Genomic DNA, 22,612 nt, shown 5'->3' with positions numbered 1-22,612 from the left:
GGTTACTAATCACATCAATTGCAGCAAGTGTATATGATAAAACGGATTCGACAACCTCCTTGAGGCTTTCTTTGGGAAGAAAAATGAGTGGTGGGTGTTAAGAACAATACGTTTCTGGCAAGAAAGCTTGACTGTTACAAAATAGGATATTGAAAAGATTTAAAAAATTAAATGTTGCAAGCCTTGAAAACTTTCAGAAGCGGGCAGACGATGCCCCTTCTGAAATGAGCAATGGCAATACTTATTGTGGCGTCTCAGGGGAGTCAAAGTTACCGGCATGAATGGCCTCTATATCAATTTCGTCAAACGAATACTCCGCATGACAGTACTGACAGTTCATATTTACCGCGCCATCTTCGGCAATAATATTCAACAACTCCGCTTTTTCCACATTTCTCAGGGCTTGCGCGGTGCGCACTTTGGAACACGTACAGGCAAATTTCACCGGTTGTGGTGCGAACAGTTCTACTTCCTCCTGATGATACAAGCGGTATAAAATCTCACTCACTGGTAGGCAAAACATTTCTTCTTCTGAGAGCGTCTCTCCTAGTTTAACCAGGTGCTCGAAGTCATTACCCGAAGCGAGTACGCTTTGTGAGGCATCTTCGGGCAATACCTGTAATAGCATACCGGCTGCTTTTATGTGTTCAGGATCGCGCAAATCAGTCATTAGCATTATTTTTGTTGGTAACTGTTCTGATTGCGCAAAATAGCTTTCCATGCTTTCAGCCAATGTAGGCTTATCCAGCGCCACAACCCCCTGGTAACGCTCTCCTTTATCGGGCGTGATGGTGATCACTAATACGGCCTGGCGGAGTAGCGCTTCTAATACATCAGGTAAAGATGGGCTACTTTGGTCCCAGCGAGCCACACCGCGCATGGTTTGGTTATGGGTAGCATGGATTACCGCGTAATTAACCGGCCCATTACCCTGAATTTGCAAACTGATTTCCCCCTCAAATTTTAGCGTTGCTGTGAGCATACTGGCGGCCGCCGCCATTTCACTCAGCAAACGCTGAATTTGTACGGGGTATTCCTGGCTATGAACAATATCAGTCAGACTGTCCTGCAATCGCACAAGCTGTCCCCTGACATGGGCACGGTCAATTAAAAATCGATTAAGCTGATCAAAGTCACTCATATATCTTTCCTGCTGACATCGTTACTGATGTTTGAATTTAATAATTTGGCGGCGTTGTTTTTTGTCGGGCTTGCCATCGGGTTTCGGACTATGAAAGCCGCTAAGTTTTCGCGCAGTCTGATTATCTTCACGCTGGGCGATGCTTTGTACGGTCTCCTCATACAATTGCTGCGCTAGAGGTGCTCCTTGCCGTTTATCGGTAATTTTTTTCACCACCACTTCTTTGGTATCCCAACCCGCAGGGATCTTAATCATCGCTCCCAGTTCGACGATTTTGCCCGCTTTGACACGCTGCCCGTTGTAATGCACTTTGCCAGCTTGCACCATGTCTCGCGCTACTGAACGCGTTTTAAAAAATCGGGCCGCCCATAACCATTTATCTATGCGGACGTTTTCAGATAGATTTTCAACTTTACGGTCGCTCATGTAATATTTTTGTTACTCGTTCGTTTTAGTGTTGTGACCCCTACCCCGACTAGGCTATGATGGGTCGGCTTTGATGCATTGAATCCTTACAATTATACAATGAATATAGTAGTTCCATCTTTGGCAGCATGACATTCAGCAAATTCAACTCACAATCGCTGGTCCACTTCTTTAACCAGCATCAAAAACAGTTACAACTCGTTTTGGTTGTGCTTCTGAGTCTTTATTTGCTAGCGTTTGCAGCCCGCCTGGTCTGGCAAATTATACCTCAACCAGAGGTTTCCTCCACATCTGTTGATATCGCTAACTCAGGACAAACCGTTCGCGGCCCCAAACGTGGGGACGACATCAGTCAAATACAACGGTTAAATCTTTTCGGTGAGGTAAAACAGGACGATGCGCCGCAAGTTGAGCAGGTTACCGATGCGCCTGAGACGCAATTGAACCTTACCTTGACCGGAGTAGTAGCAAGTTCGCTTGAGCAAAGCGGGGCGGCCATTATTGAAAATCGTGGTAAACAAAATACCTATGGGTTAGGGGAAAAAATAGAAGGCACGAATGCCACCTTACATCAGGTATTCCATGACCGCGTGATCATTCGTAACGGGCCACGTCACGAAACATTAATGCTGGATGGTGTTGATTTTGCCAAAGCAAAGCGACGTAATTCGCCCACCATGAAGCCTAACAGCAGACCCTTACAACGGAATGAAGAAATGTCGCCAGGGGTTCGCGAAGAGGCCCTTGAGCTGGCGGAAAACCTACGCGAAAAGCCAGCCAGTTTCACCGAATTTATTTCGATAACGCCGCAAACTCAAAATGGCCAGCTCATTGGCTACCAGGTACGCCCGGGAAAATCGCCTGAATTATTTGAAGCTGCAGGTCTTAACACGGGTGACGTGATTGTGCAGATTAACGGGCTGGATTTAACTGATGCGCAGCAATCCATGGAAGCGATGAATGAATTGCGAAATGCGCAAGTACTTGAATTAACTGTATCGCGCGACGGGGATATGCAAACCATTTATCTGGATATCCCATCCGCAGACTACGATTAAGATATAGGACGATTGTAATATGAGGCGAGTTGGCCAAAAATTGTTTTCTAAAATCAGCCTGGCACTATGCGCTGCCTTGCTCAGTGCTGCGGCATACACCGCCGAATATATGCCGAACTTCAAAGATACCGACATCAATGAGTTTATTACGATTGTGGGTAAAAACCTGCAGCGTACAATCATAGTCGACCCGAATGTTCGCGGCAAAATCAGTGTTCGCAGCTATGATATGTTAAACGAAGACCAGTACTATCAGTTCTTTCTAAACGTTCTTCAGGTCTATGACTTTGCTGTGGTAGAAATGCCAAGCGGTATTTTAAAAGTAGTGCGCGCAAAGGATGCAAAAACGTCCAATATACCTGTCGTCGAAGGCATGGAGACTGACGGCGATGAAATGATCACCCGCGTGGTGCCGGTTTACAATGTACCAGTGCGCGAACTTGCTCCTATTTTACGTCAACTTAATGACCAGGCCGGAGGCGGCAACGTAGTCAGCCACGACCCTTCCAATGTGATGATGCTGACAGGCCGTGCCGCGGTGGTGAACCGTCTGGTCGAGATCATCGAACGGGTAGATCAGGCAGGAGATGAAGAAGTAGATATCGTCAAACTTCGATTTGCCTCTGCCGGCGAAATGGTGCGTATTATCGATAGCATTAACAAATCGCAGGGTAAAGCCGCCAATACGGGAGCAAAATCCGATCCACGGGTGGTTGCAGATGATCGCACTAATTCGGTAATTGTCAGTGGCGATGAGAAAGCGCGGAAGCGTATTGTTAACTTGATCAAACGAATGGATCAGGAATTACAAACCAACGGTAACACCCGCGTGATCTTTTTAAATTACGCCAAAGCGGAAGATTTAGTGAAGGTGTTACAAGGGGTATCCGCCAGTATTCAGGCGGAGGAGCAAGCCAGCGCTACTCCCACCGGTCGCAGAAGTAGTTCAGGCCGCGAAGTGAGTATTGATGCCCATGAATCGTCTAATTCGGTGGTGATCACCGCTGAGCCTGACATGATGCGGTCACTGGAAGAGGTTATCCGCCAACTGGATGTGCGCCGTGCTCAAGTTCAGGTGGAAGCGATTATCGTGGAAGTTTTTGAAGGGGATGGCACCACCCTAGGCGTACAATGGGTTTCCGAAGAAGGTGGCGGAACTCAATTCACCAATGGTGTTGTACCCGTGGGATCGTTAGGTGTGGCCTTAAGACAGGCAGAAGACAGAACCGTTAAACGCACCATCATTTCGGCTAACGGTGAACCCGTGGAAACGGAAGAAACCATTGAAGGGGATCTTACCCCGCTGGCTAATCTGCTGGGTGGTGCCAGTGGCATGATAGCTGGGGTGATAAAAGATGGTTGGGGCGCTGTGGTTCAGGCGGTAAGTAATGACACCAACTCCAATATTCTGGCTACACCGCACCTGACCACAATGGATAATGAAGAAGCCTTCTTTATTGTCGGTCAGGAAGTACCGATTATTACCGGTACCACAGCCGGCGATAATAATTCCAATCCGTTTACCACAGTTGACCGTCAGGAAGTAGGTATCAAATTAAAGGTTACCCCACAAATCAACGAGGGTGATGCTGTGCAGTTATTAATTGAACAGGAAGTATCTAGCGTAAGCGGAGCAACTGCGGTGGATATCTCTATCAACAAGCGGGAAATTAAAACTACGGTTATCGTGGATGATGGCGGTACTATCGTCCTGGGTGGGTTGATTGACGAAGATGTGCAGGAAAGCGTCTCTAAGGTGCCGCTGTTAGGCGATATTCCGATTCTTGGCCACTTGTTTAAAACTACCTCAACCAGCAAGCGTAAGCGTAATCTGATGGTATTTATCAAACCGACTATCGTTCGCGACGGGGTCACCATGAACGAAATCAGTCATCGCAAATATAATTATATTCGCGCGCAACAACTTAAACGGCAGCAAGAAGGTATTCCGTTAATGTATGACAAAGAAGGCCCAAGCATGCCCGAATGGAATGATGCATTAACTCTTCCGCCGACATTTGAGGAATACCTGATGGAGAAAGAACGCCGCGAAAAAGGTGACGATTAATTATGGCGGAAAATGTAGAACTGCATGAAGCTCTCGTCGCCCAGGAAGAGGCGTTAGAGGCGCTACCTGAGGAAGGTATGGAGGCTGATCCCGATCATCGTCAATTAAGTTTCAGCTTCGCCAAACGTAATCATGTTCTGCTGGAAGAGAATGAAACACCGGCCATCCTGTATCATACCAAGGAAACTCCCTTGTCGGTGTTCGCAGAAGTGCGCCGCTTTTTCGGCGTACCGTTTCGTTTAAAAGAGATCCCCGTTGATCAGTTCGAATATTTGCTGACCCAGGCATTCCAACGCGACTCGTCGGCAGCGAAACAGTTGATGGAAGATTTAGGTAACGAATCCGATTTGTTTGCCCTGGCTGACGAGCTGCCCGATACCGAAGACTTACTCGATAGTGAAGACGATGCGCCCATTATTAAATTAATTAATGCCATGCTCGGCGAAGCGATCAAGGAAGGGGCGTCGGACATTCATATCGAAACGTTTGAAAATCAGTTGGTAGTACGCTTTCGGGTAGACGGTGTATTACGGGAAATATTGCGGCCTAACCGCAAGCTGTCCTCGATGTTGGTGTCGCGTATAAAAGTCATGGCCAAACTGGATATTGCTGAAAAGCGTGTGCCTCAGGATGGGCGGATAACGTTACGTATTGCTGGTCGCGCAGTGGATGTGCGCGTCTCGACCATGCCTTCGAGCCATGGCGAGCGCGTGGTACTACGTTTGTTAGACAAAAATAACGCACGTTTGAATTTGACTGACCTTGGCATGACCAAACGTAATCGCGAGCATTTTTCCAATCTTATCCGTAAACCCCACGGCATTATTCTGGTAACAGGCCCGACAGGGTCGGGTAAAAGTACCACGCTTTACGCGGGATTATCTGAAATTAACTCCAAAGATCGCAATATATTAACGGTTGAAGATCCTATTGAATTTGACTTACAAGGTATCGGCCAGACACAGGTCAACCCACGGGTAGATATGACCTTTGCGCGAGGATTGCGGGCTATTCTGCGGCAGGACCCGGATGTGGTAATGGTGGGTGAAATCCGCGATATCGAAACTGCGCAAATCGCGGTTCAAGCCAGCTTGACCGGTCACCTGGTATTATCCACCCTGCATACTAATACGGCGGCCGGTGCGATTACTCGCTTAGAAGACATGGGAATTGAACCCTTCCTGCTCTCCTCCAGCTTGCTGGCAGTCTTATCCCAACGTCTTGTGCGCACCCTGTGTGCTGATTGTAAACAGCCACATACACCCACCCCACAGGAAGTGGAGATCCTGGGTATAGCCGACATCGCCGCGCCTCCTACAATCTATGCGCCCCATGGCTGTGCAGCTTGTAATCAAACCGGCTATCGTGGCCGCACAGGGATACATGAGCTGTTACTCGTGGACGAAAAAATCCGGGAAATGATGCACGAAGGCCACGGTGAACAAGCCATCGAAAAGTATATCCGTACCTTTACCCCAAGCATTAGAGAAGATGGCTGTCGGAAAGTTTTAGCCGGGACCACTGCGCTGGAAGAAGTGTTGCGGGTTACCAGGGAGGACTAAATGGCAGCGTTCGCATATAAGGCGCTAAATACTTCCGGCCGTAACGCCTCTGGTGTGTTAGAAGGCGATAATGCGCGTCAGGTCAGGCAACAGTTACGTGAGCAAGGGCTTATTCCACTTGAAGTGGAACAGGTTGCCGAGCGCAGTAAAAGCGGCAAATCGTCTTTCAGTTTATTCAAACCCCGGGTGTCGGCCGCGGAGTTAGCTTTGATGACCCGACAGCTGGCGACGTTAGTAGAGTCTGCTCTACCCATTGAAGAGGCTTTACTCGCCGTTGCAGAGCAAAGCGAAAAGCCGCGTCAGAAAAACATGATGATGGCAGTTCGCAGCAAAGTGGTGGAAGGGCATGGACTGGCCGATGCATTAGCAGAGTTTCCCAGCGTATTTGACGAGCTTTATCGGGCGATGGTAGCGGCGGGGGAAAAGTCCGGCCATCTGGATACCGTACTCAACCGTCTTGCCGACTATACCGAGCGCCGCCAGCAAACTCGCAGCCAGATCATTCAGGCGATGATATATCCTTCATTAATGATGTTTTTCGCGCTGGCTATCGTGATCCTGCTCTTGACCGTGGTGGTGCCGAAAATTGTTGGCCAGTTTGATAATATGGGGCAAGAACTTCCCACTATCACCCAGGTATTGATTACCATCAGTACCTTCGTACAGGATTATGGTCTAGTCATGGCTGCTATTCTCATCCTACTGGCCGTACTTATCCGGCAACTATTGCAACAACCAGCGATGAAGCTTCGCTATCACCAGCTTATTCTCAAGTTACCGCTTATAGGCAAAGTATCCCGCGGTCTTAACACTGCGCGTTTTGCCAGGACATTAAGTATATTATCGGCCAGCGCCGTGCCCTTGCTCGAAGCGATGCGCATTTCCAGTGACGTGCTAGAAAATCAGCATATTAAAAATGAAGTGTCGGAAGCAGCTATCAACGTAAAAGAAGGCAGCAGTTTACGCGCGTCACTCGACAAAACAAAAATGTTCCCCCCGATGATGATGCACATGATTGCATCAGGGGAAAAGTCAGGTGAGTTACAACAAATGCTGGCCCGTGCAGCCGATAATCAGGACAGGGAATTTGAGTCGTTAATAAGTGTCTCACTTAAAGTATTTGAGCCTTTGCTCATTGTCAGTATGGCTGGAATAGTACTATTTATTGTACTGGCCATTCTGCAACCTATTTTAGCGTTAAACAATATGGTGAATATGTAATGAAAGCATTTAGACAGAATTCGGGTTTCAGTTTGATAGAAGTGATGGTGGTCTTGTTGATCATCGGTATCATGGCGGCCATGGTGGCACCTCAAATTCTGGGTAATCAGGAAGAAGCGCAGTTGAAGAAGGCGGCAGTGGATATACAGCAACTGGAAAGCGCCTTGGAAATGTACAAATTACGTAATAATGTTTTTCCTACCACGGAACAGGGATTAGATGCCTTGGTCACCGCGCCTACCATTGACCCTATCCCACGCAATTATCCTGCTGATGGCTTTATTCGTCGGTTGCCTGATGATCCATGGGGCAACCCCTATACCCTTATCAGTCCGGGAGAGCTTGGCAGAATTGACATTTTTTCCAATGGGCCGGATCAGGAAGCAGGCACTGATGACGATATCGGCAACTGGAATATCAACGAATACTTAAACTAAGTTTGGTGGTATGCAGTTAGCCCGATACCTTTTCTACAAGCAGTCTACGCAGCGTGGTTTCACGCTGCTTGAGGTTTTGCTGGTCTTATTATTGATTGGGCTGGCAAGTAGTTATGTGGTATTTAACGTCTTTAGCAGCAGCGAAACAGACCGGTTAAAGCAGGAAGCCGCCCGCTTACAAGTACTGATCGATATGGCCAGTGATTTCGCCGTACTGAACCAGCAGGAATTAGGCTTACGCATTGAAGAAAAGGATAATTTTTATCAGTTTATGCGGCTGGACGAAGACGATCGCTGGCAGGTTATTGAAGAAGACATTTATCAAAAACGTACCCTGCCCGAACCTTTTACTTTCCAGCTTAATTTAGATGATTTGCCCTGGTTGGAGGAAGACCGTTTATTTGACCGCGAACTATTTGATGAAGAATTAAGTGTGTCCGACGAAGGGGTTAACATTGGCAATGAAGAAGATAAACCGTTACCGCCTCCCCAGGTTCTAATAATGTCCAGTGGTGAAGTTACCCCGTTCACCTTAACCTTCAATTACGAACCTGGATTCGGCAGCGAGACCCCCGCTTATTTTGTGTTGATGAATGAGGATATCCCCCCTCTCACTTTAGCAGGGCCACTGGAGACGCCTGATGTCCAGTAAGCTCCCACGAGGCATGACCTTACTGGAAGTGATGGTGGCCTTGTTGATTTTTGCGATTACAGGGACCGCGGTGATGAAAGCCGCGTCCGACCATTTGTTCAGCGTAGGGCAAATAGAAGAAATTACGTTTGCTACCTGGGTGGCAAATAACCGATTACATGCCTTGCTGAGAGACCCCACCTGGCCCCCAAAAAATAATCTAAAAGGCCAACAGGAAATGTCAGACCGCATCTGGTACTGGCAGCAAAAAGTAATCCAAACCAGCGATAAGGACCTGCGTGCTGTTGAAGTAAGCGTGGGCTTACACGAAGACTATTCGAGCAGCCTTACTACTATAACCACCTACTTAGCAAAACCTTCGCAAGATGAATAGGTTTCCAGCTCGCCAACATACCGGTTTCACCCTCATCGAAATCTTGATAGCGATGGCGATTTTCTCGCTTATTGGGTTAGCAGCCACAGGTATTCTTACCACCGTGATTGACAGTAACGCGCTATCCGAAGAACGTTTTTCCAAATTACAAGAGCTACAGCGCACTATGCTTACCTTAGAAAGGGATATTCAGCAGGCCATCGCCAAGCCCACGCGTATTGAAGGGGAAATCAATGAAGTGGTGATGCGCGGAGGCAAACTGGATGGAAGCGAAGCGGATGCCATAGAATTTGTACGCAGTGGTCGCCATAATCCGCGTAACATGCTGCCTCGCAGCACGTTACAGTATGTGGGATACCGCTTAGTAGATAACAAACTCGAACGTCTTTATAGCAATTATGTGGATAATGTCATTGGGTATGAGCCAAAAGTTCGCATAATGCTGGAAGATGTGACCGACTTTAGGGTGTATTTTCTTCCCGTAACCCAGCGCGAAGGCGCTAGCGATGAGGAGAACAGCTGGGAAGAAAGCTTTACCTCCACCACTTTGCCGCTCGCTGTTGCATTTGAAATAGACACTCAGGACTTCGGTAAAATTCGGCGCGAATTTACTCTGAGAAGTCGCTCATGAAATCGCGTATTGCACCACAACGCGGGGTGGCGTTAATAATTGTACTAATGGTAGTGGCACTGGTCTCAGTGCTGGCCACGGATATGGCATCACGGTTACAGCTTCAAGTTCAGCGCGCAATGAACATAAAGGATAATAATCAGGCTTACTGGTACGCGATGGGTGCAGAACAATTTGCCCGTAAATCGATCGATTTGCTAATGCAGGAAAGTCGCGAAAAAATTGCGCTGGACCAACCCTGGACCCAGGAGTTTATGTATCCCGTTGAAGGGGGGACAATCAGCGCCACTCTAGAGGATATGCAAAGCTGTTTTAACCTCAATGCTATTCTTGATGCGGGCAGCACGAATGGCACCCGCGATGCCGAAGACACCACCAACGCTGAGGGTAATGGTGGCAACAGAAAACCTAAAAGTAAACGCAATGGCAGCGCAAATGACGTCACGCCAGCGATGGAGGCGTTTCACCGTCTACTGCTTGCGACCGAGTTTAATATTTCTAATTTCGCAGCAGACACCGTGCGTGATAGCCTGGCTGACTGGCTGGACGAGGATGACAGAATGCGCCCTTATGGCGCAGAGGATAGTGAATATGAATCACGCGAGTTTCCATATCTGGCGGCAAATGGTTTAATGTACTCACAATCTGAATTACGTCTGATTAATGGCGTGGAAGTTAAATGGCTGAATCAAATTTTGCCCTCTATATGTGTGGTGCCAGGGGTGACCGAATTAAAGGTGAATGTGAACACAATCACCGAAGAACGCGCGCCAGTCATGGCTGGCCTAACAGGATTATCCCTGCAACAGGCAAAAAGCTTAATTAGCTCAAGACCCCAGGAGGGATGGGAGAATGTAGAAGAGTTCAGGAGTGAACCTGATATCGCTGCGCTCTCCTTAACCAATGAGCAAATAGCCTGGTTTACGGTGTCATCGGAATATTTTATGTTGCACACTAAGACCCGTTACAATAAAGCGACATTCAAACTGACGTCGGTGTTTCATGCGCCTGAAGGGGAGATGGTGCGAGTAATCAGACGTGAGTTTGGAGGAATTGATTAATGGAACAATTATTAGTAAGGCTGGGTTCCTCTATTAACGAACCTGTCAGCTGGCTGGTGTGGTCAAGCACGGAAAAAGAAGTGATTGCCTCAGGCGAACTAGCCGAAGCATCTGAGCTATCATCGCTGGCAGAACGCGCAGGTGAAAGACCGGTGATCGCACTGGTGGCCAGCTGTAATATAGCATTGAAGTGGGTGAATTTACCGCCGCGGGCGAGTCGCAAAGTGCTTTCTGCCATTCCCTTTATGCTGGAAGAGGAGCTGGCACAGGATATCGGCAAACAATTTTTTGCGTTAGGCCCAAAGGTAAACGATAAACAAGCGGTAGCAGTGGTATCACGCGCACTGCTTGAGACCTGGCAAGTATGGTTAGCTGACGCCGGACTTTCCTGCGATACGATTATTCCGGACGTGCTGGCCGTGCCTCATTTTAGTGAGGGCTGGTCCGTCTTGAATGTGGGCCACGACATTATAATCCGCCAGGATGAATGGTGTGGTTTACAAGGCGAGGTTGACTGGATCCTCCCCGCGGTAGCGCATTACAGTCAAGGTCAAAAAGCACCGTTACAGATTAAAAACTACTCGCAATATGCATTGCAAGACATCCCTAATACCGAAATAGTAAACGAGGCGGTGGAACTGCCTATGTTGACGCTAGCGACGACCGCGAACAGCGTTTCATTCAATCTGCTGCAAGGCGAATACAAAGTCAAACGGCAAAATAATTCAGCCTGGAAGCAGTGGCGTGTCGCCGCAATACTGGCACTATTAGTTCTTACCGCCAGCGTCGTTGAAAAAGGCGTAAGGCTTATGCAGCTTAAACAACAAAATGCACAGTTGGCCCAGCAAATTGATCAGACCGTCAAACGGGGTTTTCCAACGATCGGGGTGTATCGCGACGTTAAACGGGCGGTCCAGTCTGAAATGACCAAATTAGAAGCAGGGGCGGGTAACTCGTCCATGTTAGCGATGCTCAGTCAGTTAGGCAGTGCGTTTACCCAGTCACGGGTTAAACCGCAAACGGTTCGCTTTGATGCCAGTCGCGCTGAAATTCGTATGCAGGCAGCGGGCAAGAACTTTGAAGCACTTGAACAATTTAAAAAACACGCTGAAAATGCCGGGTTTGAAGTGGAGAGCGGGGCTATAAATAATCGCGGAGACGAGTTTATTGGCACCATAGCCATTCGGAGTGAGTCGTGAAGATAATTATCGAGAAATATCGCGCGCTAACGGAACGCGAACAAATGTTGGTAGCGTTAAGTGGCGTAGTTATCCTCATCGCTATCTTATATTGGGGAATATTTGCCCCCTTAAACGCCGGGCTCGAACGCGAACAAACCCGCTTGGCCAATCAGCAAAAACTTCTTGAGTGGGTAAGCGAGCGTGCCAATCGTGCTCAGCAATTACGCGCCGCAGCCGGGACACCCAATCGATTCACTGGCTCATTGCCACAGGTGGTAAACAGCACGACTGGCCGCTTTAATATTGCTATTAGCCGCATGCAGCCCCAAGGTGAAGAATTGCAGGTTTGGGTAGATCAAGCGCCCTTTAACGACGTGTTGGGTTGGCTACAGGAAATGGAAAAGCTAGGCATCGTCATTCTTAATGCAGACATTGCGGAAGCGGATGAACCAGGACAGGTTAAAATCAGACGCTTACAGTTAGGAAAAGCATGAAGTCTTCGCTTTCATTTACCCTTGCCGGGGTAGTTTTTTTCGTTATTTGTGTGCTCGCCTACGTGCCAGCGAGTCAGGTTCTTGGCCGCGTGGCCCTCCCCGCCAACATCACAATCAGCGGGGTAAGCGGCACCATTTGGGATGGCAAAGTGCAACAGGTCGTGGTGCAAGGTATGCCAGTAAAAGACGTGCGTTGGCAACTTTCGGCGTGGTCTCTTCTTTCCGGGAGGGTACAAGCTGATATCGTAGCGGGAAACATTCGGGATGCCGAAGAAGTCGCCTTTATGGGACCCATTAGCGTGAGTTTATTTAATGTCAAAAATATCCGTATCGCGGACGCTTCGCTTTATTTTCCAGTCGATCGCGTGCTGGCGGAAGTGCAATTGCCCTTACCTGTTAACGCTGGCGGGCGTTTCAGAGTGTTAGTGAATGAGTTGGAGTTTACCCCAGATTGCCACAGACTTGAGGCAACGGGAGACTGGTTAAATGCCACCGTGTCTGGAACCCAGGGACCCATCGCGTTCGGTGAATATACCGCAAAACTGGCGTGTGACGGGCAAGGTGTAAGCGTTAGCGTTGATGAGCCGAATAAGTTAGGGCTAACCCTTAAAGCCAGATTAAATAGTGAATTTGAACTGGTAAGCGTAGAGGGTCAGTTTAAGCCTGATCCTTCGCTACCAGAAGAAGTCAGCCAGGCCGCCTTACTATTTGGTCAACCTGAAGCTGATGGATATACACGTTTTAAGCTTTAATTGGCAATCATGAGTGTTTTCACATTGACGAATTCACGAAGACCGAAGCCGCCGTGCTCTCGGCCATAGCCACTATCTTTAACCCCACCAAAGGGTAAATTCGGTTGTGCCAATGCATACCCATTGATATTCACCATGCCGGTGTCAAACTCATCACGCGCCAGGCGTATGGCTTCGTCTCTGTCGGCGGTAAAAATACCACCCCCTAGCCCATAACGTGAGCTGTTGGCGATGTTCATCGCGTCTTGTGTGTCTTTTGCTCTAATCAGCGCGGCAACCGGGCCGAACAGTTCATCGTCGTAGGCAGGCATACCTGCGCTAACATTTTCCAGCACAGTGACTGGATAATACCAACCTTTTTGATCCGGCATCTCTCCACCCAAGCTGCACACCGCGCCTTTCTTGACCGATTCTTGTACCTGCTGATGTAATTCATCACGCAAGTCTTTTCTAGCCATCGGACCAATATCAGTATCCTCTGCGCTAGGATCGCCCATCTTAAGTGCTTTACATGCGGTAACAAATGCATCTCTGAACTGGTCAAACACCTCATCCACGATAATAAACCGTTTCGCTGCCACACAGGTTTCACCATTATTGATAATTCTTCCCTGCACGCAGGCTTCAACTGCTGTATCTATATCGGCGTCAGCCAGCACGATAAAGGCGTCATTGCTCCCTAATTCCATAACCGATTTTTTCGCTTGCGAACCCGCCTTTTCGGCAACAGACTTACCTACTTCATCACTTCCTGTAAACGAGACCCCGCGAATGGCATCGTGGGAAATCAGCTTACTGGCTGTTTCTCCGTCAACTAATAGTGACTGATACACATTTTTAGGAAAACCAGCATCTTCATAGAGTTGCTGAACAGCTTGCGCCATACCAAACACATTAGCAGCATGTTTTAATACCGCCACGTTCCCCGCCATGATGGTAGAAGCGCTGTAACGAATCACCTGGTAGAGAGGGAAGTTCCAGGGCTGAATACCCAGTATGACCCCAATGGGTTGATAGGTGATGATGGCGGTGCCTTCTTCGTATACGCGATTTTCATCGGCCAGGACATCTTCAGCGTGGTCGGCGGTATAGCGACAAATTTGGGCGCACAGTGCCACCTCCTGTTTTCCCTGCGCACCTACCTTGCCCATTTCACTGGTCATAAGATTCGCTAAATCATTGGAGCGGGCTTCAATAAGGTCAGCAAGCGCATGAAACAGTTTAGCGCGTTCAGCGAACGAGGTTTTTCGCCATTTTTGAAACTGCGAGTGGGCGTTATCCACTGCGTTTAATGCCTCTTTCTCTGAAAGCAGTGTGTATTGGTTTAATGTCTCTTCCGTGGCTGGGTTGATCGTCTCAACGGTGTTGGACATAACAGTCTCCGACTTTGTGAATGAGACCGCACTGCCTGCAAGTTAGAAACCAGATTTTTAGAAGCCGCATTACCAACCTATAATCAGATAGATAACTGATGAGGTTAACTTTTTTTAATGTTGCTGGCGACCGCTATGGGCAATTATTCAGCACTCATCAGTAAAATTTTTACAGTCGTCACAGGTGAACAGCCAATCTCATGTTGAAACTTACTCAGCGCCAGGATGATGGCTAACTCATAAACACTTTGGCGCGTGGCGAGGTTGTTGGTCAGCAATCCAATTGCGCCGCCTTTTTGTTTAACGTTTGAGGTACCAAAATATTCGTCCATTACATCACCTAACTCCTGCCCTTGTTCGAGCGCCTGATAAATCGGGCTTGGCAGGGGTAAATTTGCACTGCGACCAATTGACCATTTGTGCTGATGCCAGATAGCGATGTAGGCAAACGTGGCGGGACCGTCCACAAATTGCTGCGCACCGCCCTCGATGGCCACCACCCAGTCCGTCTCCATTACGCAAAGGTGCGAATCCTCTAAAATAGCGTTTACCCGATTAATCGCACCTAGTCTGGTTTCAGCTTCCGACATAGGTTGGCGATTTACGCCAGAAGGTGAATTAATGCCTTCGGCTAGCAGGGATTGGGTACTAAATGCTTTCATGAACGCCTGCTTTGCCGCGGCGACTTTAATGGGATTACGTGAGCCGACTAATAACTTCTTCATGGCTTTTTTATTTCTCTACTGGATACTGACGAATCTCTTCGAGTAAAGTCCGATAGTCAGCGATACTGGGAAAATCTTTGATTTCGCGCTCAGGTTGCTGACTGTCCGGGTTTCTCACGGCTAGCAGATGCGCTATGCCGAATTGTTTTGCGGCGGTTAGAATAACCAGACTATCATCCACAAACAACGTACGTTGTGGATCAAATTGTAAACGCGCCTGTAATTTCTGCCAAAGCGTCTGCGATTCTTTGGTGACATTGAATTCATGAGTCGAAATTAATGTGTCAATATGCGCGTCGAGTTGGGTATGCTCAACCTTTAACGACAGACTATTGGGATGCGCATTGGTGACAAGTACCACCTCTCTACCACTTTCGCGCAACGCATCCAGAAAAGGCAGCGAATCTTCTCGCATCGCAATAAGATGCTCGATCTCACGTTTGGCAGACATGATATCCATCTGCAATTCGTTGGCCCAGTAATCCAGGCAGTACCATTCAATTCTGCCTTGCACTCGCTCATAGTGCGCCAGCATGTCAGCGCGACACAATTCAATGGGTTTTTGGGTCAGCTGTGCTACCTTTTTCGGTAAATGTTCGATCCAAAAGTGGGTGTCGAAGTGTAAATCTAATAACGTTCCATCCATATCGAGTAATACGGTATCGATTTGGTTCCAAGGCAGAAATGGCAAGCGAAATTCCTTAAAATGCAGTAACCTTAACTTGTTGTACTAATAATAACGAAAGTTGTATCTGATAACATGAGTAAAATTGATCCTTCCAAACCATTACCGTTAGTTCACCATCGTGAGATAGTTGCGCAAAGTCGTCTGTTTAAGGTGGAAAGGCTGGATCTGGAATTTTCTAATGGTGCCACCCGTCAATTTGAACGCATGGCCGGTAGTGGGCGCGGGGCCGTAATGATTGTGCCAATGATAGATGCCGATACCATGCTACTGATTCGTGAATATGCTGCAGGTACCCACTCCTATCAGCTGGGCTTTCCCAAAGGTTTGATTGACCCCGGCGAAACCCCGTTACAGGCAGCCAATCGTGAATTGCAGGAAGAAGCAGGCTACGCAGCCAAGTCACTGCATCTTATCCATGCTGTGAGCATGGCACCCACATTTTTTAATGCCACCATGCATATTGTCATCGCGCAGGATTTGTATCCCCAACAGTTGCCTGGGGATGAACCAGAACCGTTGGAAGTGGTACAGTGGCCTATGGCTGATAGCGATAGCTTGCTTGGTCGGCCAGATTTCGTCGAGGCTCGCTGTGTCGCAGCCTTATTTCTTGCTCAGAAGTGGTTAAAGGAGCAGTAACTATGCCCGAAGACTCCCTTGAAGACTTACTGAAACTGGCCAAAGACGCTGCGGTAGAAGCTGGCCAGGCGATCTTGTCGGTATACGATAAGGGCGCTTTTGAAAGTTATACCAAAGCGGACGACTCCCCCGTGACGAGTGCCGATTACCTGGCCAACGATATCATCACCAAAAAGTTGACTGAAAAAACACCGCACATCCCTATTTTGTCGGAAGAAAATAAAAACGCTAAATTGAAAGATCGTAAATCCTGGTCCCGCTACTGGCTTATCGACCCTATTGATGGCACCCAGGAGTTTATTGCTCGGAGTGGCGATTTTGCGGTAAATATCGCCTTAGTTGAAGATAATGAACCTATTCTAGGAGTAATTTTTTGGCCCACAGGTCAAACGATTTATTACGCTACCAAGGGTAAGGGTGCGTTTAAAGAATGCCCGGATGAACATAAGCAAATTAGGGTGCGTAAGTTAGATGACCCGCATAATGGCGTGGTAATGATCGCGATAAGCCGTCGCCAGTCACGGGATAAAATATTCAAGCGTTTAAGTGGTAACCGCATCTACCAGACATTACCTTTAGGGAGTTGTTCACTTAAGTCCTGCTTTATCGCGGAAGGAAAGGCAGATGTGTTCATGCGCATTGGCATTACAGGCGAATGGGACACGGGTGCGTCACAATGCATTGTTACTGAAGCAGGCGGGAAAATTTTGGCGGCCGATTTCGAGCCATTGACCTACAATCAAACCAAGTCGCTAAATAATCCGGACTTTGTGGTAATGGGGGATCAACGAGTCCCGTGGAAAGACATTGTCCAATACGAAAAGGAATAAAATATGACACTTAAAAGTTTAATCGCAATTGCATGGGTATTGAGTGCGCCTGTCTTCGCACAGTGGCAAATTGATGCAGATGCTTCGAGTCTCCATTTTGTTTCTACTAAAAACGCACAGGTCATCGAAGTACATCGCTTTGACGCGCTTTCGGGTTCGCTGGATAAATCAGGTAAGTTATCGGTTAAAGTTCCGTTAGATAGTGTGAATACCAATATCGAAATTCGCGACACCCGGATGCAGGAAAAATTGTTCGAAGTAGCCAAGTTTCCTCATGCGACCTTTACCGCCCAAGTGCCGGAACCTTTGATGAACGTTGAGTCGGGAAAAGTGATTCAGGGAGAAGTCAGAGGCACCCTTGAACTCCACGGTAAACAAGCACCGGCTACATTTAATGTAAGTGTGGCACGCAACGACACTATGATGACCGTCACCACGGTCTCGCCCACAGTGATTGATGCTAATGCCTTTGATTTAGGCCAGGGTGTAGAAGTATTGAAAGAGATTGCAAGCTTATCTAGCATTACGCTGAGTGTACCGGTGACGTTCTCCGTTACCTTTACCCAACAATAGTCGGCGGGCAGCTTGCACTGCCCTTAATACCCCTGTGCATTGATGCCTTGTTTACGATGTTAACGGGACGTTGCACTGGCGTGTCTGAAGCCGGCCACAATCATCATCATCATCAGCATAAGGATGGTGCTCAACACTTCCCTGCGCTGGCGACGTTGATTGCCACGACAAAGCTTAGCCAGATTAATCGGTTTATTAAGGTGCGTGAAAATACTTTTCATCATGTTCCCCCGATGACAAATGAAAATCAGAGTTTGCTTTGCAAATTTTGCTCCTAAACAAACACATTCTCTAAATTTTTAACTTATTTGTTGTTTTTCAGTTGGTTATATTAAAGTCCTCTGTCAGGGGATTAGAGGTAACGAATGATTTTGATAGGTTGCAGGAGAAAGTGTGGCTATTTTCAAACACTATTCAAATGTTAAACATGTTTCAGAACGCAATTATCAATAGAGCTGTCTGCTACTACGTAATCAGTTCCAATAATAAGTGACGCGCACTAATCTTTATCAAAACTTATTATCGAGCAACTAAACGCGCTTTTGTTGGTGGATCTCTTTGCCTTTAGATTGCAATAACGAGCGCTTCTTGGTGACTACTTAAATAAGGGTAAGAGGTGCAAAAAATAAAGGCCTGAACCGGTGTTCAAGCCTTTTATACTATTTCTATAAATGCATTCTCTTAGTGTAGGAGAATATCAGTCCAAGCCACTATTCCGCAGCGGTTTCAGCCTCAGCCTCCAACACCCGAATATAGGTGTCTTCTACCCATAAACCGGTGAACTCCAGCGCGTCACCTACTGCAATTGAGGATAAAAATGTTTCCAAAGAAACCGCATCGTCATTAAATTCAAGTTCACTCTCCTGATCAAAGCGGAGTTCATAGCCAGCCACTATTACCGACTCACCGTTAATTGCTTCAATCAGCCCCTCAAGTTCTACTTTATCAGCTTTTCCATCGTCCTCGTCCTGATCATCGTTATCTCGATTAGTCCGCACTTCTACTTCCGTGGCGATAAGGCCTAGTTCACCATACTCACCTTCAACTTCTACAATAAGTGCAGTGTTCCCTTCAGCCAGAGTAAGAAACTGTTCCGCAGTAATATCACCCTCGTCTGTTTCGAACTCTGTATTCTCATCAAACAACACGGCCACACCCGCCACTGTCATTCCTTCCAGAGTAAGTGCTTTCACCACGCCTTTAACTTCGCCTTCGCGATCGTCTTCATCAATGCGTTTAACTTTCAGCGCCAGTACCGTACTGTCCGGTAATTCCCTGGAAGCTACTTTTAAGATGTCGTTTACTACAATATCGTCAAAGGTAAAACGACGTTCGTTTTGTTCTGACTCATCTTCATATTGGGTGTCAGCATTTGCAGTAAAGGTAATACCGTTAATAACAAAGGTTTCGGCCTCACCGTCAACAGCGGTAACCTGGCCTTCGGATTTACCGTTATTTTTACGCTCTTTAAATTCGATCTGCTCAGCCACAAAGGTATCGCCGTCGCGACTTCCCTCAACCTTAACCCACAGGTTACCCGCAAAATTTTCAAGGGCGCCCTCTTCGAATTCGGTTTCATCGTTGAGCACAAAGTTATAGCGATTTACCTTAAACGTGCCTGCCGCACTATCGTAGCTGGTAACCACCCCTGCAATTTCAACTTCATCTACATCATCGAAATCATTTTCCACATCCGGTTCTTTATTTTCCACCTCTATCGCGGTCAAGGTTTGGGTCTGGATATCGTAAACGCTACCTTTTACCTTCACTACCAAGCCATCTCGCAAATCCCCAGCAAGCATATCGTCAAAACTCGCTTCACTGTAATTCACCGTAAGCTGACCTAACGAAAAAGTCTGCGCTTCAGTGTTTAACGCCGAAACAGAGCCAGCCAGTTTTATTTCGTCCTCTTCTGCTTCAAGCTCTACGTAGGTGGCATAAAAGCCTGACTCGGTGACGTACCCACTAATTTCGACCATGTCCCCAATACTCAACTGAGCTGGATCGACATTTTCAAACTCAGTCAAATCATCGAAATACACAGCCTGCCCCAAAATAGTCAGTCGGGCATTACCGTAATCGATTAGGCTAACAATACCTTGTAACGTTTCTTCGTACTCTATTTCACTGGCTTCCGGATCCTGACCTTCTTCTCCTTCGGTAGCTTTCACTTTTACTACCATTCCCATCTTGAGTCCCGATTCCTGCGCACCACTTTGGCCTGCAATAGTGAAGGAAGCACTGTCAGAAACATACCGTTTACCATTAACATACACACTGCCAAAGCCTGTGATGACACCTTGGGTCACAGTTGGAGAAGCAGTAGGGGCTGGTGTAGGCGCAGGTGCTGGTACAGTTGGCGCAGGAGCCTCTTCCACTGCGGGAGGGGCAGAATCACCGCCACCACAAGCGGTCAAAGCGGTAGCGATGGTAATAGCGAGTAAAGAGTTACGATATGTCATTGGTTAATTCCTGAGTTGAATTAATATCCTGAGCATACACGGGTTATTTTGTCTCTCAATATTAGGGGGGAATGTAAGCTTATACCTATATAAGGTAACAGATACGAGACGACGTTAGCCTTTGAGGTACGCCTGGAGAACAAAGCCTTTATTATAAATAGCTTATATAGCTATAGTGAGTCGGACTCGTGATTAGTCGCCAGTTCAGAAAAATGTTTAATATCGACGGATTCGTGCAGTTCGGAATAGACTAATACCGCCTCACCCGTCTTGAGCTGTGAGATGACTTGTTGCACTTTATCACTCAATGCCACTTCTTCATCGCCATAATCGGTACCCTCTCTAAGTACAAACTCTTGTGCGATATTTTGTAGGGTTTCTGGCGAAAGTTGATCGATAGGAATTATCATCTATTTACCTCCGTTTCGATGGGAAGATAGCGCTCGACAAACCGTTTTATGCGCTTGTGTAGCCACACCGACGGACTGGCCATCGAACCTTGCATAAAACCCACATGACCTCCTCTATCACTCAACTCGATGGTCACCTCTTTAGCCAAGTTTTCTTCACTAGGAATGATCAGGTGATTCATAAACGGATCGTCAATACTATGCAGAATAAGTGTAGGACAATGAATTGCACTTAAGTAATGAAAGGCACTACTTTTTTCGTAATAGTCTTCGGCATCAGCAAAGCCGTGCAATGGTGCCGTCACTTTTTGGTCAAAATGTTGAAAGCTGGTTATGTCATTTAAATCACTAGGTTTGAGCTGAATTAAGCGGCGGTAATCAATATATTCCATTTTCTTTTTCAAGGTAGCCTTCATGCTACCTAAAAGATATTTTTGGTAAACGCGAGAAAAGCCTTGGTTAATGCTCTGTGCGCATTCTGATAGTTTTAACGGGGCCGACACGGCCACTGCTGCTTTTAACCACTTCTGGGCTGGGTTTTCACCTAACAGTTTTAGCAACATATTGCCCCCAAGCGAAAAGCCGACTGCCACTTTCGGGATGCTGGGAAAGCGCTTATGCAAGACATCCAAAAAATGACTGGGATCTTCCGTTTCTCCAGAATGATAGGCTCGAGGAAGTTTATTAGGCACACCGCTACAACCCCGATAATGCATCATTACCACCTGCCAGCCGTTGGTACTTAAAATAGCCATAAGGTCGTTGGCGTAATGAGAGCGTATATTGCCCTCTAGACCGTGAAAAAGCGTTACTAAACCAGTCAGTTTTTTTGGTTTAGGCCCCCACGCCAGATCAACAAAATCGTCGTCGGGTAACGCCAACCTTTCCATAGAAAATTTAAGAGGCAGACGTTTTTGAAAAAAACGGGGCCAGATAGTCTGGATATGCCGATTACGGGCCCAGCGCGGAGCGGTGAATGCGCTTTCAATGATTTTTCCGTGATTTAGCTGAGGATGACTCATAACAACCGACTTTACTATTTTCTACAGTGAGTTAATAACTTCGGCCATTAACGCCAGTGCGTCGGGTTTACCGCGCAAGTTATATGAATGAACAAAAGCAGGGATACTACCATTAACCTGGTCAGGCTCAATACAAAGATGGACTTGCTGACTAAACTGCTCCAGCATATCCGCTTGCTGCCTACGTTCCAATACTAGCTCCTGATCCTTTAAAAGCTGATAGCGAGCGCTGTCAAATTGCGTCTTTTGCTTTTCTTTTTGGCGCCTATGGCGATGAGCTTTTAAATTTTCGTCACTTTGTTCAATAGCCCCTTGCAACTCATTCCACTGAACCAGCGTCACTATTTTATGATGTGTGATGCACCAACCTAATAAAAGCAACAGGTTAACATTCACGCCATACTGATCCTGTAATGTCAGGCAACATCGTTTATTTTCGCCTGCCAAATAGTGTGTAACACTAAAATTCCAAAAGTGCTGGAAAGAGAGTTTTGTCATTGGTTGCCATTACTTAGGGGCAATCTTTGTGCCCCTTTTCTAAACTAATTAACGGATTGTGTTTATCACGTATGCGCGCTGGTAACGTAAAATCAACCAGTTTCGCTCTTTCAAAAAGCACTGCCGACGCCGAACGACGCGCCATAGTATCTTCTTCACATACATAGAGAAACCAACACGACGCTCGCCGCTGCGTGCGTGCGTGCGTGATCGATTGTAAATGAGTTCGTGTTTAACACAACACTGGTTTTTTCGTAATTCCAACAATATTGCGTCTTAGTGGGCGATAGGGCGTACACCCACCAACGTTGTTTTATTCCTCTAAAATGAAAGAGGTG

Annotated in this window: 26 protein-coding genes; 15 read left to right on the top strand and 11 right to left on the bottom strand. The window is 47.2% G+C overall.

The features are described 5' to 3' along the window. Positions 1-241 precede the first annotated feature (241 nt). Together hslO and hslR are read right to left on the bottom strand one after the other, a co-directional pair. Positions 242-1,141, bottom strand: coding sequence for an Hsp33 family molecular chaperone HslO (hslO, locus tag OPS25_RS11165; RefSeq protein WP_265617801.1), 900 nt, complete (start codon positions 1,139-1,141; stop codon positions 242-244). Positions 1,142-1,162: 21 nt separating this feature from the next. Beyond that, complete coding sequence (gene hslR, locus OPS25_RS11160) at positions 1,163-1,567, bottom strand: ribosome-associated heat shock protein Hsp15 (protein WP_265617800.1); 405 nt, start codon at positions 1,565-1,567, stop codon at positions 1,163-1,165. A 128-nt stretch (positions 1,568-1,695) separates the two neighbouring features. On the opposite strand from hslR, the gene gspC reads away from it, so the two are divergent. Genes gspC through OPS25_RS11100 form a run of 12 tightly spaced genes read left to right on the top strand, consistent with a single transcriptional unit; the run spans position 1,696 to position 13,057 of the window. Beyond that, the gene (gene gspC / locus OPS25_RS11155) at positions 1,696-2,625 is read left to right on the top strand and encodes a type II secretion system protein GspC (RefSeq protein ID WP_265617799.1); all 930 of its coding nucleotides are present in this window, start codon (positions 1,696-1,698) and stop codon (positions 2,623-2,625) included. A gap of 19 nt (positions 2,626-2,644) precedes the next feature. Next, entirely contained in the window at positions 2,645-4,693 is a 2,049-nt protein-coding gene (gene gspD, locus OPS25_RS11150) for a type II secretion system secretin GspD (RefSeq protein WP_265617798.1), read from the top strand. A 2-nt stretch (positions 4,694-4,695) separates the two neighbouring features. Next, complete coding sequence (gene gspE, locus OPS25_RS11145) at positions 4,696-6,255, top strand: type II secretion system ATPase GspE (protein WP_320411957.1); 1,560 nt, start codon at positions 4,696-4,698, stop codon at positions 6,253-6,255. Next, on the top strand, positions 6,256-7,476 hold the full coding sequence (gspF, locus tag OPS25_RS11140; RefSeq protein WP_265617797.1) for a type II secretion system inner membrane protein GspF: 1,221 nt from the start codon (positions 6,256-6,258) through the stop codon (positions 7,474-7,476). Continuing rightward, positions 7,476-7,913 carry a type II secretion system major pseudopilin GspG gene (gene gspG, locus OPS25_RS11135; RefSeq protein WP_265617796.1) on the top strand — a complete coding sequence of 146 codons (438 nt, stop codon included), beginning with the start codon at positions 7,476-7,478 and terminating at the stop codon, positions 7,911-7,913. Before gspF ends, gspG begins: the two co-directional genes overlap by 1 nt. Before the next feature lie 10 nt (positions 7,914-7,923). Continuing rightward, positions 7,924-8,565 carry a type II secretion system minor pseudopilin GspH gene (gspH, locus tag OPS25_RS11130; protein WP_265617795.1) on the top strand — a complete coding sequence of 214 codons (642 nt, stop codon included), beginning with the start codon at positions 7,924-7,926 and terminating at the stop codon, positions 8,563-8,565. After that, positions 8,555-8,938: a type II secretion system minor pseudopilin GspI gene (gspI, locus tag OPS25_RS11125; RefSeq protein WP_265617794.1), complete on the top strand. Its 384-nt coding sequence runs from the start codon at positions 8,555-8,557 to the stop codon at positions 8,936-8,938. The genes gspH and gspI overlap by 11 nt, the downstream gene beginning before the upstream one ends. Continuing rightward, positions 8,931-9,569: a type II secretion system minor pseudopilin GspJ gene (gspJ, locus tag OPS25_RS11120; RefSeq protein WP_265617793.1), complete on the top strand. Its 639-nt coding sequence runs from the start codon at positions 8,931-8,933 to the stop codon at positions 9,567-9,569. The genes gspI and gspJ overlap by 8 nt, the downstream gene beginning before the upstream one ends. After that, entirely contained in the window at positions 9,566-10,630 is a 1,065-nt protein-coding gene (gene gspK, locus OPS25_RS11115; protein ID WP_265617792.1) for a type II secretion system minor pseudopilin GspK, read from the top strand. The genes gspJ and gspK overlap by 4 nt, the downstream gene beginning before the upstream one ends. Beyond that, positions 10,630-11,829, top strand: a complete 1,200-nt coding sequence (gene gspL / locus OPS25_RS11110; protein WP_265617791.1) for a type II secretion system protein GspL — start codon at positions 10,630-10,632, stop codon at positions 11,827-11,829. Before gspK ends, gspL begins: the two co-directional genes overlap by 1 nt. Then, positions 11,826-12,305: a type II secretion system protein M gene (locus OPS25_RS11105; protein ID WP_265617790.1), complete on the top strand. Its 480-nt coding sequence runs from the start codon at positions 11,826-11,828 to the stop codon at positions 12,303-12,305. Before gspL ends, OPS25_RS11105 begins: the two co-directional genes overlap by 4 nt. Continuing rightward, positions 12,302-13,057, top strand: a complete 756-nt coding sequence (locus OPS25_RS11100) for a type II secretion system protein N (protein WP_265617789.1) — start codon at positions 12,302-12,304, stop codon at positions 13,055-13,057. Before OPS25_RS11105 ends, OPS25_RS11100 begins: the two co-directional genes overlap by 4 nt. Here OPS25_RS11100 and OPS25_RS11095 read toward each other — a convergent pair. The 3 genes from OPS25_RS11095 to yrfG form a co-directional block, all read right to left on the bottom strand. Continuing rightward, positions 13,054-14,430 carry an NAD-dependent succinate-semialdehyde dehydrogenase gene (locus tag OPS25_RS11095; protein ID WP_265617788.1) on the bottom strand — a complete coding sequence of 459 codons (1,377 nt, stop codon included), beginning with the start codon at positions 14,428-14,430 and terminating at the stop codon, positions 13,054-13,056. The genes OPS25_RS11100 and OPS25_RS11095 overlap by 4 nt on opposite strands. A 143-nt stretch (positions 14,431-14,573) precedes the next feature. Then, positions 14,574-15,155, bottom strand: a complete 582-nt coding sequence (gene yjjX / locus OPS25_RS11090; protein WP_265617787.1) for an inosine/xanthosine triphosphatase — start codon at positions 15,153-15,155, stop codon at positions 14,574-14,576. 7 nt (positions 15,156-15,162) lie between these two features. Beyond that, positions 15,163-15,846, bottom strand: a complete 684-nt coding sequence (yrfG, locus tag OPS25_RS11085) for a GMP/IMP nucleotidase (protein ID WP_265617786.1) — start codon at positions 15,844-15,846, stop codon at positions 15,163-15,165. A gap of 69 nt (positions 15,847-15,915) precedes the next feature. Between yrfG and nudE the strand changes: the two genes are divergently transcribed. Genes nudE through OPS25_RS11070 form a run of 3 tightly spaced genes read left to right on the top strand, consistent with a single transcriptional unit; the run spans position 15,916 to position 17,882 of the window. Further along, complete coding sequence (gene nudE / locus OPS25_RS11080; protein ID WP_265617785.1) at positions 15,916-16,479, top strand: ADP compounds hydrolase NudE; 564 nt, start codon at positions 15,916-15,918, stop codon at positions 16,477-16,479. A 2-nt stretch (positions 16,480-16,481) separates the two neighbouring features. After that, positions 16,482-17,309, top strand: a complete 828-nt coding sequence (gene cysQ, locus OPS25_RS11075; protein ID WP_265617784.1) for a 3'(2'),5'-bisphosphate nucleotidase CysQ — start codon at positions 16,482-16,484, stop codon at positions 17,307-17,309. Between the two features lie 3 nt (positions 17,310-17,312). Beyond that, entirely contained in the window at positions 17,313-17,882 is a 570-nt protein-coding gene (locus tag OPS25_RS11070) for a YceI family protein (RefSeq protein WP_265617783.1), read from the top strand. A gap of 59 nt (positions 17,883-17,941) precedes the next feature. Here OPS25_RS11070 and OPS25_RS11065 read toward each other — a convergent pair whose 3' ends face one another. The 6 genes from OPS25_RS11065 to OPS25_RS11040 form a co-directional block, all read right to left on the bottom strand. Continuing rightward, positions 17,942-18,106 carry a hypothetical protein gene (locus OPS25_RS11065; RefSeq protein ID WP_265617782.1) on the bottom strand — a complete coding sequence of 55 codons (165 nt, stop codon included), beginning with the start codon at positions 18,104-18,106 and terminating at the stop codon, positions 17,942-17,944. A 486-nt stretch (positions 18,107-18,592) separates the two neighbouring features. Next, the gene (locus tag OPS25_RS11060) at positions 18,593-20,344 is read right to left on the bottom strand and encodes a DUF5666 domain-containing protein (protein WP_265617781.1); all 1,752 of its coding nucleotides are present in this window, start codon (positions 20,342-20,344) and stop codon (positions 18,593-18,595) included. A gap of 170 nt (positions 20,345-20,514) precedes the next feature. After that, complete coding sequence (locus OPS25_RS11055; protein WP_265617780.1) at positions 20,515-20,754, bottom strand: YheU family protein; 240 nt, start codon at positions 20,752-20,754, stop codon at positions 20,515-20,517. Then, positions 20,751-21,776 (bottom strand): hydrolase, encoded by a 1,026-nt coding sequence (locus OPS25_RS11050; protein ID WP_265617779.1) that lies wholly within the window; start codon positions 21,774-21,776, stop codon positions 20,751-20,753. Before OPS25_RS11050 ends, OPS25_RS11055 begins: the two co-directional genes overlap by 4 nt. Positions 21,777-21,797: 21 nt before the next feature. Next, complete coding sequence (locus OPS25_RS11045; RefSeq protein ID WP_265617778.1) at positions 21,798-22,274, bottom strand: TIGR02444 family protein; 477 nt, start codon at positions 22,272-22,274, stop codon at positions 21,798-21,800. Positions 22,275-22,287: 13 nt separating this feature from the next. Next, a complete protein-coding gene (locus OPS25_RS11040) occupies positions 22,288-22,419 on the bottom strand; it encodes a hypothetical protein (RefSeq protein WP_265617777.1) in 132 nt (43 codons plus the stop codon). Positions 22,420-22,612: the final 193 nt, after the last annotated feature.

This window comes from Alteromonas aquimaris (assembly GCF_026183695.1).
Lineage (GTDB): Bacteria > Pseudomonadota > Gammaproteobacteria > Enterobacterales > Alteromonadaceae > Alteromonas > Alteromonas aquimaris.
Note: the sequence above shows the minus strand (reverse complement) of the source record. Positions and strands in the feature narration are given on the sequence as shown.

Bases quoted from the DNA above. Each gene is read 5' to 3' on its own strand.
- hslO (WP_265617801.1), bottom strand. From the start codon at position 1,141: ATGAGTGACTTTGATCAGCTTAATCGATTTTTAATTGACCGTGCCCAT.
- gspF (WP_265617797.1), top strand. From the start codon at position 6,256: ATGGCAGCGTTCGCATATAAGGCGCTAAATACTTCCGGCCGTAACGCC.
- gspK (WP_265617792.1), top strand. From the start codon at position 9,566: ATGAAATCGCGTATTGCACCACAACGCGGGGTGGCGTTAATAATTGTA.
- OPS25_RS11095 (WP_265617788.1), bottom strand. From the start codon at position 14,430: ATGTCCAACACCGTTGAGACGATCAACCCAGCCACGGAAGAGACATTA.
- OPS25_RS11055 (WP_265617780.1), bottom strand. From the start codon at position 20,754: ATGATAATTCCTATCGATCAACTTTCGCCAGAAACCCTACAAAATATC.
- gspD (WP_265617798.1), top strand. From the start codon at position 2,645: ATGAGGCGAGTTGGCCAAAAATTGTTTTCTAAAATCAGCCTGGCACTA.
- gspE (WP_320411957.1), top strand. From the start codon at position 4,696: ATGGCGGAAAATGTAGAACTGCATGAAGCTCTCGTCGCCCAGGAAGAG.
- gspJ (WP_265617793.1), top strand. From the start codon at position 8,931: ATGAATAGGTTTCCAGCTCGCCAACATACCGGTTTCACCCTCATCGAA.
- yjjX (WP_265617787.1), bottom strand. From the start codon at position 15,155: ATGAAGAAGTTATTAGTCGGCTCACGTAATCCCATTAAAGTCGCCGCG.
- cysQ (WP_265617784.1), top strand. From the start codon at position 16,482: ATGCCCGAAGACTCCCTTGAAGACTTACTGAAACTGGCCAAAGACGCT.
- OPS25_RS11060 (WP_265617781.1), bottom strand. From the start codon at position 20,344: ATGACATATCGTAACTCTTTACTCGCTATTACCATCGCTACCGCTTTG.
- OPS25_RS11070 (WP_265617783.1), top strand. From the start codon at position 17,313: ATGACACTTAAAAGTTTAATCGCAATTGCATGGGTATTGAGTGCGCCT.
- OPS25_RS11040 (WP_265617777.1), bottom strand. From the start codon at position 22,419: ATGGCGCGTCGTTCGGCGTCGGCAGTGCTTTTTGAAAGAGCGAAACTG.
- gspI (WP_265617794.1), top strand. From the start codon at position 8,555: ATGTCCAGTAAGCTCCCACGAGGCATGACCTTACTGGAAGTGATGGTG.
- OPS25_RS11065 (WP_265617782.1), bottom strand. From the start codon at position 18,106: ATGATGAAAAGTATTTTCACGCACCTTAATAAACCGATTAATCTGGCT.
- hslR (WP_265617800.1), bottom strand. From the start codon at position 1,567: ATGAGCGACCGTAAAGTTGAAAATCTATCTGAAAACGTCCGCATAGAT.
- nudE (WP_265617785.1), top strand. From the start codon at position 15,916: ATGAGTAAAATTGATCCTTCCAAACCATTACCGTTAGTTCACCATCGT.
- gspC (WP_265617799.1), top strand. From the start codon at position 1,696: ATGACATTCAGCAAATTCAACTCACAATCGCTGGTCCACTTCTTTAAC.
- gspG (WP_265617796.1), top strand. From the start codon at position 7,476: ATGAAAGCATTTAGACAGAATTCGGGTTTCAGTTTGATAGAAGTGATG.
- gspL (WP_265617791.1), top strand. From the start codon at position 10,630: ATGGAACAATTATTAGTAAGGCTGGGTTCCTCTATTAACGAACCTGTC.
- OPS25_RS11050 (WP_265617779.1), bottom strand. From the start codon at position 21,776: ATGAGTCATCCTCAGCTAAATCACGGAAAAATCATTGAAAGCGCATTC.
- OPS25_RS11100 (WP_265617789.1), top strand. From the start codon at position 12,302: ATGAAGTCTTCGCTTTCATTTACCCTTGCCGGGGTAGTTTTTTTCGTT.
- gspH (WP_265617795.1), top strand. From the start codon at position 7,924: ATGCAGTTAGCCCGATACCTTTTCTACAAGCAGTCTACGCAGCGTGGT.
- OPS25_RS11045 (WP_265617778.1), bottom strand. From the start codon at position 22,274: ATGACAAAACTCTCTTTCCAGCACTTTTGGAATTTTAGTGTTACACAC.